The sequence below is a fragment of the Massilia varians genome, assembly GCF_027923905.1.
Taxonomy (GTDB): Bacteria; Pseudomonadota; Gammaproteobacteria; order Burkholderiales; family Burkholderiaceae_D; genus Telluria; species Telluria varians_B.
The window spans coordinates 1,221,280-1,236,593 of sequence record NZ_AP026966.1 but is presented as its reverse complement, the minus strand read 5'-3'; the positions used below and the strand labels follow the sequence as shown (position 1 = coordinate 1,236,593).

General features: G+C 65.6%; 13 protein-coding genes. 5 read left to right on the top strand and 8 right to left on the bottom strand.

Annotated features, from left to right (window positions below; translation table 11 throughout):
* Positions 1-6: 6 nt before the first annotated feature.
* Both MasN3_RS05710 and MasN3_RS05705 read left to right on the top strand, forming a co-directional pair.
* Positions 7-966, top strand: coding sequence for a homoserine kinase (locus tag MasN3_RS05710; RefSeq protein WP_281912937.1), 960 nt, complete (start codon positions 7-9; stop codon positions 964-966).
* Positions 963-1,748, top strand: coding sequence for a BPSS1780 family membrane protein (locus MasN3_RS05705; RefSeq protein ID WP_281912936.1), 786 nt, complete (start codon positions 963-965; stop codon positions 1,746-1,748). The genes MasN3_RS05710 and MasN3_RS05705 overlap by 4 nt, the downstream gene beginning before the upstream one ends.
* A gap of 112 nt (positions 1,749-1,860) precedes the next feature.
* On the opposite strand, the gene MasN3_RS05700 is transcribed toward MasN3_RS05705, so the two are convergent.
* Positions 1,861-4,173 (bottom strand): UvrD-helicase domain-containing protein, encoded by a 2,313-nt coding sequence (locus MasN3_RS05700; RefSeq protein WP_281912934.1) that lies wholly within the window; start codon positions 4,171-4,173, stop codon positions 1,861-1,863.
* Positions 4,174-4,326: 153 nt separating this feature from the next.
* Between MasN3_RS05700 and MasN3_RS05695 the strand changes: the two genes are divergently transcribed.
* Complete coding sequence (locus tag MasN3_RS05695; protein WP_281912933.1) at positions 4,327-4,824, top strand: hemerythrin domain-containing protein; 498 nt, start codon at positions 4,327-4,329, stop codon at positions 4,822-4,824.
* Between the two features lie 21 nt (positions 4,825-4,845).
* Here the strand turns inward: MasN3_RS05695 and MasN3_RS05690 are convergent, their stop codons facing one another.
* The gene (locus MasN3_RS05690; protein ID WP_281912932.1) at positions 4,846-5,250 is read right to left on the bottom strand and encodes a GFA family protein; all 405 of its coding nucleotides are present in this window, start codon (positions 5,248-5,250) and stop codon (positions 4,846-4,848) included.
* Between the two features lie 220 nt (positions 5,251-5,470).
* On the opposite strand from MasN3_RS05690, the gene MasN3_RS05685 reads away from it, so the two are divergent.
* The gene (locus MasN3_RS05685) at positions 5,471-6,019 is read left to right on the top strand and encodes an SRPBCC family protein (RefSeq protein WP_281912930.1); all 549 of its coding nucleotides are present in this window, start codon (positions 5,471-5,473) and stop codon (positions 6,017-6,019) included.
* 119 nt (positions 6,020-6,138) lie between these two features.
* Here MasN3_RS05685 and MasN3_RS05680 read toward each other — a convergent pair whose 3' ends face one another.
* Together MasN3_RS05680 and MasN3_RS05675 are read right to left on the bottom strand one after the other, a co-directional pair.
* Complete coding sequence (locus tag MasN3_RS05680) at positions 6,139-7,962, bottom strand: M56 family metallopeptidase (protein ID WP_281912928.1); 1,824 nt, start codon at positions 7,960-7,962, stop codon at positions 6,139-6,141.
* Between the two features lie 326 nt (positions 7,963-8,288).
* Positions 8,289-9,395, bottom strand: a complete 1,107-nt coding sequence (locus MasN3_RS05675) for an S-(hydroxymethyl)glutathione dehydrogenase/class III alcohol dehydrogenase (protein WP_281912926.1) — start codon at positions 9,393-9,395, stop codon at positions 8,289-8,291.
* A gap of 365 nt (positions 9,396-9,760) precedes the next feature.
* Here MasN3_RS05675 and MasN3_RS05670 point away from each other — a divergent pair, with 365 nt between their 5' ends.
* A complete protein-coding gene (locus MasN3_RS05670) occupies positions 9,761-11,323 on the top strand; it encodes a S8 family serine peptidase (RefSeq protein ID WP_281912924.1) in 1,563 nt (520 codons plus the stop codon).
* A 203-nt stretch (positions 11,324-11,526) separates the two neighbouring features.
* Here MasN3_RS05670 and MasN3_RS05665 read toward each other — a convergent pair whose 3' ends face one another.
* The 4 genes from MasN3_RS05665 to MasN3_RS05650 form a co-directional block, all read right to left on the bottom strand.
* Entirely contained in the window at positions 11,527-12,048 is a 522-nt protein-coding gene (locus tag MasN3_RS05665; RefSeq protein WP_281912923.1) for a GNAT family N-acetyltransferase, read from the bottom strand.
* Positions 12,045-13,481 (bottom strand): M28 family metallopeptidase, encoded by a 1,437-nt coding sequence (locus tag MasN3_RS05660; protein ID WP_281912922.1) that lies wholly within the window; start codon positions 13,479-13,481, stop codon positions 12,045-12,047. The genes MasN3_RS05665 and MasN3_RS05660 overlap by 4 nt, the downstream gene beginning before the upstream one ends.
* A gap of 191 nt (positions 13,482-13,672) precedes the next feature.
* Entirely contained in the window at positions 13,673-14,305 is a 633-nt protein-coding gene (locus MasN3_RS05655; protein ID WP_281912920.1) for a hypothetical protein, read from the bottom strand.
* A gap of 283 nt (positions 14,306-14,588) precedes the next feature.
* The gene (locus MasN3_RS05650; RefSeq protein WP_281912919.1) at positions 14,589-15,302 is read right to left on the bottom strand and encodes an ion channel; all 714 of its coding nucleotides are present in this window, start codon (positions 15,300-15,302) and stop codon (positions 14,589-14,591) included.
* Positions 15,303-15,314 lie beyond the last annotated feature (12 nt).

Below are 15,314 nucleotides of genomic sequence, written 5' to 3'. Positions count from 1 at the left end.
TAGCTCATGGCAGTTTTTACCGCGGTCTCACTGGACGACCTTTCCCAGTGGATCAAGCAGTTCCCTCTCGGCGAGGCCCTCGCGCTCCAGGGCATTTCCTCCGGCATCGATAACAGCAATTTCTTCCTCACGGTCGAGCGTGGGGAATTCGTGCTGACCATTTTCGAGAACCTCCGTTTCGAGCAGCTGCCTTTCTACGTGCAGCTGATGCGCCACCTGGCCGAGCGCGGCATCCCGGTGCCGGCGCCGGTGCCGACCGCCGACGGCGAACTGGTGGTCACCCTGCACGGCAAGCCGGCCATCATCGTCAGCCGCCTGAGCGGCGCCTCGCAGCTCGCTCCGCAGCCGGTGCATTGCGCCGAAGTCGGCCGCATGCTAGCGCGCATGCACCTGGCGGGGCGCGATTTCGCCCTGCACCAGCCCAACCTGCGCGGCCTGGACTGGATCACGGCGACCGCCCCCACCGTGCTGCCCCTGATCTCCGCACCGGAAGCGGCGCTGCTGCGCGATGAAGTACGCTTTCAAACCGATTTCGCCGCGACCGGCACCTACGCGGCCTTGACCCGCGGCCCGGTGCACGCCGACCTGTTCCGCAATAACGTGATGTTCGAAGACGAGCGCCTGACCGGCTGCTTCGACTTTTACTTTGCCGGCGTCGACACCTGGCTGTTCGACGTCGCCGTGACCGTCAACGACTGGTGCGTCGACCTCGCAACCGGCGTGCTCGACGAGGCACGCGTGCTGGCCCTGCTCGAGGCATATCACGCGGTGCGCCCGTTCACGCTGGACGAACAGGCAGCCTGGCTGCCGATGCTGCGCGCCGGCGCGCTGCGCTTCTGGCTGTCGCGCCTGTATGATCTGCATATTCCGCGTGCGGCCGAACTGCTCACGCCCCACGACCCTACCCACTTCGAACGCATCCTGCGCGCCCGCATCGAACGCGGCGCACCCGACCTGCCTACATGAACTCTATTCCTGCAATCACCGGCTGGCACTGGCTCAAGCAAGGCGCCGGCCTGTTCCGCAAACAACCGGCCGCGCTGACCACGCTGCTGTTCGCGAACATCCTGATCAGCATCGGCATCAGCGCCGTGCCCCTGCTCGGCCCGATGATCGCGGTGGTCCTGATCCCGTCGTTCTCGATGGCCTTCATGAAGGCCTGCCTGATGATCGAGAACGGCGAGCGGGTCACGCCCGGCGTGCTGCTGACGGGCTTCCGCCAGCCGGTGGTGAAGGATTTGTGCAAGGTCGGCCTGATCTACCTGGCCGTGTCGCTCCTGATGGCCGTGATCACGCGCTTCACGGTCGATCCGGGCTTCTGGGAACAGGTGGCGCGCCAGGGGCGCGAAGGGGGCCAGCCGCAGGTGGCGGGGTCGGACATCCTGGCGATGTTCATGATTTTCGGGCTGGACGTGGCGGCCCTGATGTCGCTGTGCTTCGCCGCGCCGCTCACCTACTGGCAGAAAATGACCGCCGGCAAAGCGGTGTTCTACAGCTTCTTCGCCGTCGTGCGCAGCGCACGCGTGTTCATCGTGCTGCTGCTGGCCTGGTTCGCGATCTTCTTCGGCATCTGCATGGTGATCACCCTGCTGCTGGGCGCCTCGAACATGACGCGGGTGGTGATCATGTGGCTGATCTTCCTGTTCATCCTGCTGCTGCAGTGCGCGATGTATGTGGGGTACCGGCAGATTTTCGGGAAGCCGGTGGATGGGGGAGCCCCGACCGGCGGCGTCAATTTGACCAAGTAGTAGGGTGCACGGCTTTGCCGTGCGCGCGTTCAAATCACGCCTGAACTGACGCGCCGCGATTTACTACCTGCCGGTTGAACGCGCGGACGGCATAGCCGTCCACCCTACAAAATCAGCGGCCGACGCGCTCCAGCTTCGCCACCGACAGGTCCAGCACCTTCATCCCCGCCGCGCCGAAGTTGATCTGGGCGCGCGCCGCGCCCGCCCCACCCTCGATATTGACGATCACGCCCTCGCCGAACTTGGCGTGGGAGACGCTCTCTCCCACGCGCCAGCCGGAGCCGTTGCCGGACTTCTGCGTGATCTGCTGCGCGATCTTGTTGTCGGAACCGTCGCGGAAGGCGGCGTCGTCCCAGGCCGTGGTCTGCTTGCGGCCGGCGAACCAGTTGGTCTGCACGCGCGGCGACAGCCACTTGATCGACTCTTCCGGCAGTTCGTCGAAGAAGCGCGACTTCATGTTGAAGCGGGTCTGGCCGTGCAGCATGCGTTGCTGGGTAAAGCTCATGTACAAACGCTTGCGCGCGCGCGTGATCGCCACGTACATCAGGCGCCGTTCCTCGTCCACGCCATCGAGTTCGCGCGCGCTGCTCTCGTGCGGGAACAGGCCTTCTTCCAGGCCGGTGATGAAGACCGCGTCGAATTCCAGGCCCTTGGCCGAGTGCACCGTCATGAGCTGTAGCGCATCCTGCCCGGCCTGGGCCTGGGCGTCGCCCGCTTCCAGCGAAGCGTGGGTGAGGAAGGCCGACAGCGGCGACATCACGCTGGCCAGCGGGGCGTCGGCGTCGAGGACCTCGATGCCGTCCTGGTTGACGATGGCTTCGCCCGTCGCGGGCAGCGCCTGCGGGCCCAGGTGGGCCGGGGCGGCCTGGCCGTAGCCTTCTTCCTGCACGAACTGGGTGGCGGCGCCCACCATCTGCTCCAGGTTCTCGATGCGGTCGGCGCCTTCCTTCTCGTTCTGGTAGTGCAGCAGCAGGCCGCTGCGCTCCAGCACCACGCGCACCAGTTCCGGCAGCGGCAGCTGCTGGGTCTCGAAACGCGCCGATTCGATCAGCTTCACGAAGTTGCCGAGCGCGCTGCCGGCCTTGCCGGTCATGTAGGGCACCGCCGCGTACAGCGAGATGCCATAGGTGTCGGCCGCCATCTGCAGCTGTTCGATCGAGCGCGCGCCGATGCCGCGGGTGGGGAAGTTCACCACGCGCAGGAAAGCCGAATCGTTGTGCGGGTTGTCCATCAGCTGCAGGTAGGCGATGGCGTGCTTGACCTCGGCGCGCTGGAAGTAGCGCAGGCCGCCGTACACGGTATAGGGCAGCCCGGCCGCGAACAGCGCGTGCTCGATCACGCGGCTCTGCGCGTTGGAGCGGTACAGGATCGCGATCTCGCTGCGCGACAGGCCGTCCTTCATCAGGCTCTTGGCTTCCTCGATGATCCATTGCGCTTCTTCGAGGTCGCTGGCCGCTTCGTACACACGCACCTGCTCGCCCTGCCCCGCATCGGTACGCAGGTTCTTCCCGAGACGCTTGGTGTTGTTGGCGATCAGGTAGTTGGCGCTGTCGAGGATGTGGCCGAAGGAGCGGTAGTTCTGCTCCAGCTTGATCAGGTTCTTGACGCGGAATTCGCGCTCGAAGGCCTGCATGTTGCCGACGTTGGCGCCACGGAAGGCGTAGATGCTCTGGTCGTCGTCGCCCACGGCGAAGATGGCGCCGCCGCCCTCCTCGTCATGCCCGGCCAGCAGTTTCAACAAGTTGTACTGCAGGTCGTTGGTATCCTGGAACTCGTCGACCAGGATGTGGCGGAAGCGCATCTGGTAGTGGTGGCGCAAGGGGCCATTGCGGGCCAGCAGCTCGTACGAGCGCAGCAGCAGCTCGGCGAAATCGACCACGCCCTCGCGCTGGCACTGGCCCTCGTACAGCTCGTAGAGCTCGATCATGCGGCGCTCGATCGGGTCGTTCGGCTCCAGGCGATTCGCGCGCAGGCCCTGCTCCTTGGCGTTGTTGATGAAGTACATCAGCGCCTTGGCCGGATATTTTTCATCGTCCACGTTGTGCGCCTTCAGCATGCGCTTGATCAGCGAGAGCTGGTCCTGAGAATCGAGGATCTGGAAGGCTTGCGGCAGCGCGGCGTCCTTGTAGTGGGTGCGCAGCAGCCGGTTGCACAGGCCGTGGAAGGTGCCGATCCACATGCCGCGCGTATTAATCGGCAGCATGGAGGACAGGCGCGTCAGCATCTCCTTGGCCGCCTTGTTGGTGAAGGTCACCGCCATGATGCCGGCGGGCGACACCTGCCCGGTCTGGATCAGCCAGGCGATGCGGGTCGTCAGCACGCGCGTCTTGCCGGAACCGGCGCCGGCCAGGATCAGCGCGCTCTGCGACGGCAGGGTGACGGCGGCGAGCTGTTCGGGATTGAGGTTATGGAGGAGATTCTGCATGCGGCCATTATAACGCCGTGATTACTGTATGCCCATCCAGCTTTGCAAGCCTTGCCACGCCATCCTTGTTTTATCCCTTGCCTGTACTAGCCTGAAAGGCCACGGCGGCGGCAGGACGCCGCCGCCACCGAGCGAACACGACAGGAGGATGGTATGGCAACCGACAAAGCAGCAGGCGCGTTTCCGGTCGACCAGCCGGTCAAGGCATTGATCCGCGACCATGACATGGTGCGCGCGCTGGCCGACAGGTATCTCGCCAGCGACAACCCGGAAGTCAGGAAGCAGGCCGGGACCCAGATCCTGCAGTCCCTGCACATGCACTCGCGGCTGGAGGAATCGATCTTCTATCCGGCGGTGCGCAGCATCGACGCATCCCTGATCAGCCACTTCGAACAGGACCATCTGAAGGTGGACGACCTGGTCGCGACACTGGAGGGCATGTCGCTCGACGACAGCCACAGCGACACCCTGATGCGCGAGCTGATCAGCGCCGTCACGGCCCACATCCAGGAAGAGGAGAACCAGCTGTTCCCGCGCATCGAAGGCTCGGGCATCGACATGACGCCGGTCGGCTTGCAGATGCAATCCTTCGAAGCCAACCTGGTGCACACCCAGGCCCAGATCAGCGACGGCAGCATCCGGCGGCGCTAGGCCTGCAAGGCTCGGCCGGCGCTAGTTCCCGGCCGAGCGCGTGGTCGGGTATTCGGGCAGGCCGTCGTTTGGCTTCACCCAGCTCAGGCGGCTGCGCACGAAAGTGTGGTCGCCTGGCGGTGCCTGCTCCGGATCATCGAGGCTGGCGCTGGCGATGTCCAGTTCTTCCGGCCAGCGGGCGTCTTCGAACGTAAGCGTGGTGCCGCATTGCGAGCAAAAACTGCGCAGCACGTGCTCACTCGACGCAAAGCGCCGCGGCTCGCCCTGCGTGAAGCGGAAGTCGGCGCGGCGCGCGCTGAACCAGGCCAGGGCGGGCGCGCCCGATATTCTGCGGCAATCGGTACAGTGGCACAGTGTGCTGTTGAAAATATCTCCCTTTACCGTGTAACGAACTGCACCGCAGAAACATCCTCCTTGCAGGTTCATGTCGTCTCCTTTCTGGCGGCCAACAACGGGCTCATCAGTATAAGCGGCCCATCGTTCCGCGCGCCGCCCAATTGTCTTTTCGCTTATTTTAACGAGAGATTCGCGACAGTTCGCGTGGCCCGTCAGACCATGATCTTACGAAGCAATCAGTCTCGCATCCCTTGTTTCGGGCCAACAATTTACAGGTGCGAGCGGCTTCCCAGCCCAAAGGAGAATACTTATGCTGAACCGCGTAGTTACCGTTGCCGCGCTTGCCGTCGGCGGCATGATGCTGTCCAAAAAACTGAAGTCGAACCGCAATGGCTATGGCGCCAGCTCGTCGGTCTCGGAATCGATCGAGATCAATGTTCCGGCCAAGACCGCGTACAACCAGTGGACGCAGTTCGAGGACTTCCCGCAGTTCATGAAGAGCGTCAAGGAAATCCGCCAGCTCGACGACAAGCACCTGCACTGGCGCGCCAACGTGGCCGGCGAAGAGAAGGAGTGGGATGTCGAAATCACCGAACAGATCCCGGACAAGCGCATCGCATGGCGCAGCGTCACCGGCGTGAAGAACGGCGGCGTCGCTACCTTCCACAAGATCTCGGATAACTGCTGCCGCGTCATGGTCCAGATGGACTATGAACCGGATGGCGCCCTCGAAGCCATCGGCGACGCCATGGGCGCCGTGCGCATGGAACTGCGCGGCAACCTGCAGAACTTCAAGGAACTGCTGGAAAAGCGCGGCGCGGAAAGCGGCGCATGGCGCGGCAAGATCGCGCAACAGTAAGGCCGGTCGCGGCCCCGGCGCGCCGCTGCTGAGGCAGCGCGCCGGCATTTTTGACCAGTTGGTAAAAATCGGCCTGTCGCAGCGTGCGGCAGGCCGATTTTTCTATTGCCTGACCGGACTCAGCCAGCCTGCGGCACCGGCTTGGCCAGCCCCTTGTCGCGCGCTTCGCGGATCAGGGCGCGCACTGTCTTGTCGGCCGCCTTGCTCTCGCGCTCCATTTCCTTGCCGAGCGCGCCCATCTTCTTGCCGATCGCATCCATCGGCTTGCCGGCCTCACTCATGCGGCGGCCGATCGCGTCCATCGACTTCTGCGCCTCGCGCATGCCCGGCCCCTGGTGCAGCTGGCCAATCTCCTGCCCGGCCGCCGACATCTGCTGGCCGACCTCGCTCATGCGGCGCTGGATGCGCTCGCGTTCCTTGACGCTATCGGTCGCCCCCATCTGCCTGCCGAGCTTCTCCATGTCTTCGCCCAGCGCTTCCATGCGCTTCTCGACCGCACGCAGCTTGCCCTCGTCCGGCTTGAAGCCGCGCGCCGCCACGTCCATTTCCTTGCCGAGCGCATCCATCTCCTTGCCGTGCACGTCCATCTCCTTGCCGTACGCGTCCATCTGCGCCCCCAGCCTGGTCATCGGGGCCCAGGCCGCGTCGACCCTGGCCAGCACGCCGGCGTCCTGGATGTACCAGGCCTGGCCGCCCTCGCGGAACCACAGGAAGTCGCCGCCAATGCGGCGCTTGGCTTCCTTGATGTCGTCCCAGTCCTCGTTGCTGCCGCTCATGCTCGTGTTCTTGTCATTGGCGCGCACCACGGCATAGGGTTCTTCCCTGCCCTCCTTGCGCACCACGCGGTGCTCGGCCGGCGCGGCTTGCGGACGGGGTGCCGGCTCGGCACGCGGCGCCGGCGTCGGCTGCCCGGCCTCGGCATGGGCCGGCGCCGACCAGGAATAGAAGGCGGCCGCGGTGGCCAGGCCCAGGATCGGAAGCGCCAGCTTCCAGTTCAGCGGTTCGACTTCGGGACGAACCAGGCGTTTGATGCGGGACATAAGATTTCCTCCATGTGCTGCTGGGGCAAGTTGCGGGGTGAACTGGAACAGGTCCAGTTCGGACAGTGCAAGTGCCAGGCGCCGCGGTTCGCCGAGCGTGCTTGCGGCTACATCATCTGCAATCTGTTCGCGCTCGTCGCGGATCCGCTTCGACAGCCACCACACGGCCGGGTGGTAGAACAGCAGGATCTCGATCGCGCTCTGGATCACATTCACTACGTAATCACAACGGCGCACGTGCGCCAGTTCGTGCGCCAGCAGCGCTTCCAGCAGCTGCGGCGGCATGCCCGACACCAGGCTTGCGGGCACCAGCACCACCGGGCGCCACCAGCCAGCGGTCACCGGACTCGTCAAGTCGTCGACCAGGCCGAGGGTGACGCGGCGGGCGATGCCCATGCCCTGCGCCATCCTGTCGAGCCGCGCCTGCCAGGCCGGGTCCAGCCGGTACTGCCCCGCCCGGGTCCGCCGGCGCACCCAGGCCAGCCCGAGCACCATGCGCAGTGCCAGCAGGCCGGCGCCCAGCGCCCAGCACAACAGCACCAGCGGCAGGCGCTCCTGCAGGGCCGACTCCCAATTCGTCCAGGCGGCGAACCGGCCGGCATCGATGGCGGCCAGCGGCAGCGCCGCCACCGCGTTCGCCACCGTGCCGGATGCCACGACCGGCAGCGCGGAACTGGCCGGGCCGGCATCCGCCTCGGCCATGCGCGCGACCATCCCGGCCAGCGGCAGCGCCGCGCACAGCAGCAGCGCGCCGCAGGCCACCAGGTAGCGCGCCTGCGGCCGCGCCTTGCGCATCAGCGCCAGCAGCAGCGCCGCCACCCAGCCGACCAGCAGGCCCTGCCACAGGAAATCGATCAGCGCCCAGGCCAGGCTGCTTGCCGCGGTACCGAACCATTCGTCCATCGGGTGTGCCCCCTCATCGTTGGCAACTAGATTAAAAGTTCTAGATAAAATTGTCTAGAACTTTTTTTCTACTTTGAGCCGGACCACCCCGGCACCGCAACTACTCTAGGCGTGTGTGCAGACGCGTGCCAGCCCGGTGCGACAGGCGGCAGAAATGGCGGAGCAGAACGAAAAAACACCCGGGGTCAGGTCTGACATTCGGACACGGGCTGAGCAATACAACACATCAATGCTCGAGTTCGTGTCTAAATGTCAGACCTGACCCCGGTGTGCAGAATGAAAAAACGCGGCCTGGAGGCCGCGTCGAGGATGCCGAATGGCAGGTATCAGTAGACCACGACCGAGCGGATCGATTCGCCCGACTTCATCAGGTCGAAGCCTTCGTTGATGCGCTCGAGCGGCAGGTGGTGGGTGATCAGGTCATCGATGTTGATCTTGTTTTCCATGTACCAGTCGACGATCTTCGGCACGTCGGTGCGGCCGCGCGCGCCGCCGAAGGCGGAGCCCTTCCACACGCGCCCGGTCACCAGCTGGAACGGACGGGTCGAGATTTCCTGGCCCGCCGCCGCCACGCCGATGATGATCGATTGGCCCCAGCCCTTGTGGCAGCACTCCAGCGCCTGGCGCATGGTGGTGACGTTGCCCACGCATTCGAAGCTGTAGTCGGCGCCGCCGTCGGTCAGCTGGACGATGGCGTCGACCACGTTTTCGACCTTGGTCGGATTGATGAAGTGGGTCATGCCGAACTTGCGCGCCATCGCTTCGCGTTCCGGGTTCAGGTCGACGCCGATGATCTTGTCGGCGCCCACCATCTTGGCGGCCTGGATCACGTTCAGGCCGATGCCGCCCAGACCGAACACGACCACGTTGGCCCCCGCCTCCACCTTGGCGGTGAAGATCACGGCGCCGATGCCGGTGGTGACGCCGCAGCCGATGTAGCAGATCTTGTCGAAGGGCGCGTCAGAACGCACCTTGGCCAGGGCGATCTCCGGCACCACGATGTAGTTCGAGAAGGTCGAGGTGCCCATGTAGTGGTACAGCGGCTTGCCGTCCAGCGAGAAGCGCGAGGTCGCATCGGGCATCAGGCCGCGGCCTTGCGTGGTACGGATGGCCTGGCACAGGTTGGTCTTCTGCGACAGGCAGAATTTGCACTGGCGGCACTCCGGGGTGTACAGCGGAATGACGTGGTCGTCCTTGCGCAGGCTGGTGACACCCGGGCCGACGTCCACCACCACGCCCGCGCCTTCGTGGCCGAGGATGGCGGGAAACAGGCCTTCCGGATCGGCGCCGGACAGCGTGTAGTAATCGGTGTGGCAGATGCCGGTCGCCTTGACCTCGACCAGCACCTCGCCGGCCTTCGGGCCTTCGAGTTCAACTTCTTCGATCGTGAGCGGATGGCCCGCCTTCCATGCAACTGCAGCCTTGGTCTTCATGTTTCCCTTCCTAAACCTCGTACTCGCAACGGACGCCGCCGGATTGCAACGCCGTAAAGTTTAAAATGATAACAAGAAGTGGGCATGCGCGTGGCGCGCCTCGGCGTTTGCTTACGCACGATGGGGCGAAGCGTGCGTTTTGTGCGGATATTTGGGGAAGATGATAGCACGTTGTACAGACGATGTGTATGGACAAACGGTAGCGAGCTGTGCCTGATCAAGTGTTGCCTGCGCACAGTTGAATTTGGTATGCATATATACAAGCTTTTGAAATACACTAATTTCACCACCCATGAGGTGGCACAACAACGCACGCGGCCTACAGAGCCAAGGCGACATAACTTGTTTTCAAACGGAGAAGATTCATGGTAGACAAAAACACTCGCGCATCCTCCCTTCGCGTTTGCCTGGCGGCCCTGGTCGCTGCCGGCGTCCTCGGCAACGCGCAGGCCGCAGCGCCCGACACCACCCGCGTCATCGTCGCCTTCAAGCCGGGCGCCGCCGCCAAGGTGAAGTCGGCCGTCGCCGCGGCCAAGGGTTCGGTCAAGCACGACATCTTCGGCATGAACGCCATGGCCATCGAGGTCCCGGCGGTCGCGCTGAAAGGACTGGAGAACAACCCGAACGTCGAATACATCGAAGAAGACGTGATCCGCAAGCCCTTCGCCCTCACCTCGCCGTCGACCGGCACCCCGTACGCGTCGGGCCAGCTGGTCCCGTACGGCATCAAGCAGGTGCAGGCCGACCTGCTGAGCGACGCCAACGCCGCCAACCGCAAGGTCTGCATCATCGACTCGGGCTATGACCGCAGCCACGAAGACTTGTCGGGCAACCCGGCCACCGGCGAATACGATGCCGGCACCGGCTGGTGGTACACCGACGAGAACAGCCACGGCACCCACGTGGCCGGCACCATCGCCGCCATCAACAACGCCGGCACCGGCGTGGTCGGCGTGGCCGCCAACAAGCAGCTCAAGCTGCACATCGTGAAGGTCTTCGGCAAGGACGGCTGGGCCTATTCCTCTACCCTGGCCTCGGCCGCCAACAAGTGCGGCGCCGCCGGCGCCAACGTGATCAGCATGTCGCTGGGCGGCGGGCGCAAGAGCACCACCGAGCAGAAGGCCTTCGACACCCTGTACTCCAAAGGCGTCCTGAGCCTGGCCGCTGCCGGCAACGACGGCAACACCGTGGTGTCCTACCCGGCAGGCTACGCGAGCGTGATCATGGTCGGCGCGGTCGACGAGAACAAGCAATGGGCCAGCTTCTCGCAATACAACAGCAGCGTCGAACTGGCCGGCCCGGGCGTGAGCGTGCTGTCGACCGTCCCGATGGGCACCGGCCAGGAAGCCGTCCTGACCGTGGGCAGCAGCACCTACGCCCCGGGCGCGATGGAAGGCTCGCCGGTCAAGACCGCCACCGCACCGCTGGCCGACTTCGGCATTGGCGACCAGGTCAACACCGCCGTCTCGGGCAAGGTCTGCCTGATCCAGCGCGGCACCGTGGACTTCGCCACCAAGGTCAGCAACTGCCAGAACAGCGGCGGCGTCGGCGCCGTGGTGTACAACAACGTGGCGGGCGCCTTCGGCGGCACGCTGGGCACCACCGTGACCAACATCCCGTCGGTCACCGCGACCGACACGGAAGGCGCGGCGATGAAGCAGCAGCTGGGCCAGAGCGCGACGGTCGGCATCAAGGCGTCCAACTACGCCTACTTCGACGGCACCTCGATGGCGACCCCGCACGTGTCGGCCGTCGCCGCCCTGGTGTGGAGCTACTTCCCGACCTGTACCGCCGCGCAGATGCGCGCCTCGCTCACCAAGAGCGCGCTCGACCTGGGCACCGCCGGCCGCGACACCAAGTACGGCTTCGGCCTGGTGCAGGCCAAGGCCGCACGCGACCGCATCGCTTCGCTGGGCTGCGGTAACTAAGCCTTTCGCAGCATGAAAAAAAGGGACGCTTCGGCGTCTAATGCTGTTCAATTAAGCGTAGGGTGGCCGGGTTTCCCGGCCGCGCGTTCAACTCCATTGTGCTCTGCCAAAGTGCATTAGTGACTTGGACGCGCGGTCGGCGAAGCCGACCACCCTACATTTTTACGCTAACTGAACGGCATTACGCTTCGGCGTCCCTTTTTTTATGCGGCGCCAGTCAATATCAGGCGCATTTCCTGCTCCATGTGCGGCGCGCCCTCGCGCATCAGGTAGGGTTCCCCGATCGGGCGGAAACCCGCGCGCCCGTACAGCCTGAGCGCGCCCGCATTCTCGCTGTTCACGCCCAGGTGCACGACCCGCGTCCCGCGCGCTCTCGCCCAGGCGAGTGCCTCGTCCGGCAGCGCCGCCGCCACGCCGCGCCCGCGCCATTGCGGCGCCACCCACATCTGGAACAGGTTCACCCGGCCGGCATCCTGCGCGTCCACCTTGGCCCACAGCAGGCCGATGAAGGCGCCCCCCTGCTCCGCCACCAGCGCGCAATCGATGCCGGACACCACGGACTTCGCCACCCGCGCCGCCCAGGTCTCGTCCGGCAGTTCCTCTTCCCTCGCCAGCGTGCTGCCGAAGGCCTCGGGCGCCTGCGCCAGCGCGCGCAGGCGGATCGCGCGGTAGGCCTGCCACTCGTGCTCCAGCAGGCGCCGCACCAGGACCGCGCCGCCGTTCACTTGGCGGCCGCCTCGCCGGCCGTGAGCGCGCGTCCCTTGGCGGCGTAGTTGGCCGCCTTCGGCGCCGCCGTCCAGGTCGGGCGCTCGGTCGCGTTGGCGATGTCATACACGCCTTCGGTCAGCATGCGCGTGACGCGCGCCATGTTGTCGTAGTCGAGCTTGTCCCAGGTGTCGTCCTTGCCGTGGTAGTCCGGGAAGCCGTAGGCCACCGACAGGGTGTGCGCCGGCACGCCGGCATCGGCCAGCGACTGGTTGTCGGCGCGCGAGAAGAAGGCGTCGCTGAAGGCCGCGTGCTTCCACAGGCGCACTCCCGTGCGCTCGGCGGATTTCTTGAGCATGTCGCCCAGGGTCGAGAAATCGTAGCCGGTCATGGCGATCGAATCGAGCTGCTTGCCTTCGCTGTCGTCGGTGCGGCCGGTCTGCTCGAGGTTGATGTTCACCACCGTGTCCTTCAGCGGGAACACCGGGTGGCGCGCATAGTACTTCGAGCCCAGCATGCCGAGTTCCTCGCCGAAGAAGGTCATGAACACGATGCTGCGGCGCGCGCGCTCCTTGCGCGCGGCCAGCACGTTCGCCGCTTCGATCAGCGACACCACGCCGCTGGCGTCGTCGTTGGCGCCGTTGTAGATTTCGCCGTCGCGGATGCCGACGTGATCGTGGTGCGCCGTCATCAGGACGTAGGTGTTCTTCAGCACCGGATCGGCGCCGCGCAGCACGCCGACCACGTTGCGCAGCTTGACCGGGCGGATGCGCGGGGCCGCGACCCGCGCGCTCACGCTCGCGCCGCCCTTCTCCAGCGCCGCCGCGGCGTCAGGCGCATGCAACAACAGCACCGGCACCGCGCCCTGCGGCGCGGCCTGTTCCGGATCGATCAGCCAGCCGCCGGTGCCGGCGCCATGACGGCGCTCGCGGTCGATCATGACGACCAGCAGCGGCTTGCCCTTGAGTTTTTCCTGCAGCTGGCGCGCGGCGCGCGGCACCGGCGGGGCCGGCACCACCAGCACCTTGCCGTTGGCGGCCTCGCTGTTGTCCAGCGCATCCTTCCAGCTCATGAACACTGCCGGCGTGGCCGCCAGGGTGACCGGATCGAGGAAGTTGCCGGTCGCGCCGCCGCTCGGCACCGCGATGCTGGCGCCGCCGGCAAGCACCGTCAGGCTCACGTCGTCGGCATTGCGCTCGGCGTACTGCCAGGTCGCGGTCTGGAAGTAGCCGTCGTCGCCGGCCGGCTCCAGGCCGGCCTTGCGGAACTGGGCCGCGATGTAGTCGGTGGCGAGGTCCTGCCCGCGCGAGGGCGTGCCGCGGCCTTCGAGCTGGTCGGAGGAGAGGTATTGCACGTGGGTGCGCAGCGCCTCCGGCGAGATGGCGGCGGTGGGGACCTGGGCGCAACCGGCGCTGGCCAGTGCGAGGACAAGGGCGGTGACGTAAAGACGCATTGCGGATGCTTTCGATGAAGATGGCAAGAAAGGCAATATCGCATGCGGCGCCACGGCCGGTCAATCCACGCCGGGCGCAAATTGATACATATGCCGTGTACGCAGGCGCGCGTCCAGTTCCTCCTCGTCGGGGGGATTGTCGAACACCTGCTGCAGCGTCCAGCCTTTCTTGTCGAGCAGGTAGGCGATCTTCAGGTGAAATTCGGATACAGGCCGCTCCTGTCGCGGTCGAGGGCACTGGCGCCGGCCGCGAACAGCGCGCGGTTCTCCTCGAAGTCGAAGTCGCCGGCCTTGCCCACGTAGTCGGCATAGCCTTCCAGCAGCCACTCCGGATAGCGCAGCATCACCGTGCGCCCGAAGCGGCGCGAGACGTCGTTGTGGGTGATCTCGTGGGCGATGAAGTAGGACAGCGGGCGCTGCGCCACATCGGCCAGCGGCCCGCCTGTCGGGGTGTGGAGGCGGTTGGCTGGAATGTCGGAGGCGCGGATGAAGACCTGCCGGGTCAGCCAGACGTCGGCCGCCCCGCCCATCTGGCTGCTGAACGCACGGCCGTAGAGCCACATGCGCCAGGGTTCGTTGCAGAAGAAGATCTCGACCGGCGTATCGCGCTCGTGCAGGCTGGAGGTGCGCAGGCGCCGCGTCACGTCGTCCAGCACCCCGGTGATCTCGTCCGGAATCGGTCGATCGGACCAGATCCGGTAGTTCTCGTAGCTGTAGCGGTAGTCGAACGTCGGATTGGGGAAGCTTGCCGCGGCCACATAGGCGGCGAGCGGCGCCAGCAGGACGGCAAGAAAGGTATTGCGTATCCGGGTCGTGGGCATCATGCACGCAGGCAGTGGCGCAGCGGTGGCGGGATGTTGGTGCTGCAAACCGCGCCACGTTAAGGCATGCGTCTTATCGAAGACTTAACACGGCGCGTGCGGGCTAATGCCGTTCAGTTAGCGTAAAAATGTAGGGTGGTCGGCTTCGCCGACCGCGCGTCCAAGTCACCAATGCACTGTGGCAGAGCAAAATGGAGTTGAACGCGCGGCCGGGAAACCCGGCCACCCTACGCTTAACTGAACGGCATTAGCGCGTGCGGGCCGCATTTTATTCACCACGCATGCGCTAGTCTCCTTCCCATGGCTCACGCGCCGCATCCGGGTGGCGCCGGTAGATCCCGCCCTGGGTGGTGAAGCCGATCAGGCGCGCCACCACCGCCGCCAGGTACATCACGCCGACCAGCATCTCGACGCTGCACAGGGCGCGCGCATGCACGGTCAGCGGAATCACGTCGCCGATGCCGGTGCTCGACAGCAGCGCGAAGCTCAGGTAATTCAGCTCGCTCCAGGTACGCGGAGCGCTGGCGTTGACGGCGGCCGCGAAGGTGCCGGGATGCAGTTCCTGCACCATCAGGTAGAGGTGGGTGAAGCCCCAGGCCAGCAGGGTGAAGGTGGCGCCGGCCGCGAACAGCTCGTCGGTGGTGGCCTTGCGGTCGCCCATCATGTAGGCGATCAGGCTGCCGGCGGCGTAGAAGTAGAACAGCGCTTCCAGCGCCGAGGACCAGGGCAGCAGCGTGCTGCGCAGGTCGTAGACGGTCTGCAGCGCCAGCAGGATCACGATCGGCACCGCCAGCGCCACGCTGATCCGGGTCTCGCCCGGCGTGCGCCGCACCATGCGGATGGTCAGCGCCAGGACCACGACGCCGAACACGTTGAAGGCCGTATGCCCGGCCGGCTCGCGCTCGATGAAGGGATACAGCAGCATGCCGAGCAGCTGTACCAGCAGCAGGATGGCCGACGGGTGGCGGCCGGTATGGATGAGCAGGCGCAGCGCTCGCATGGTCGGGATGAC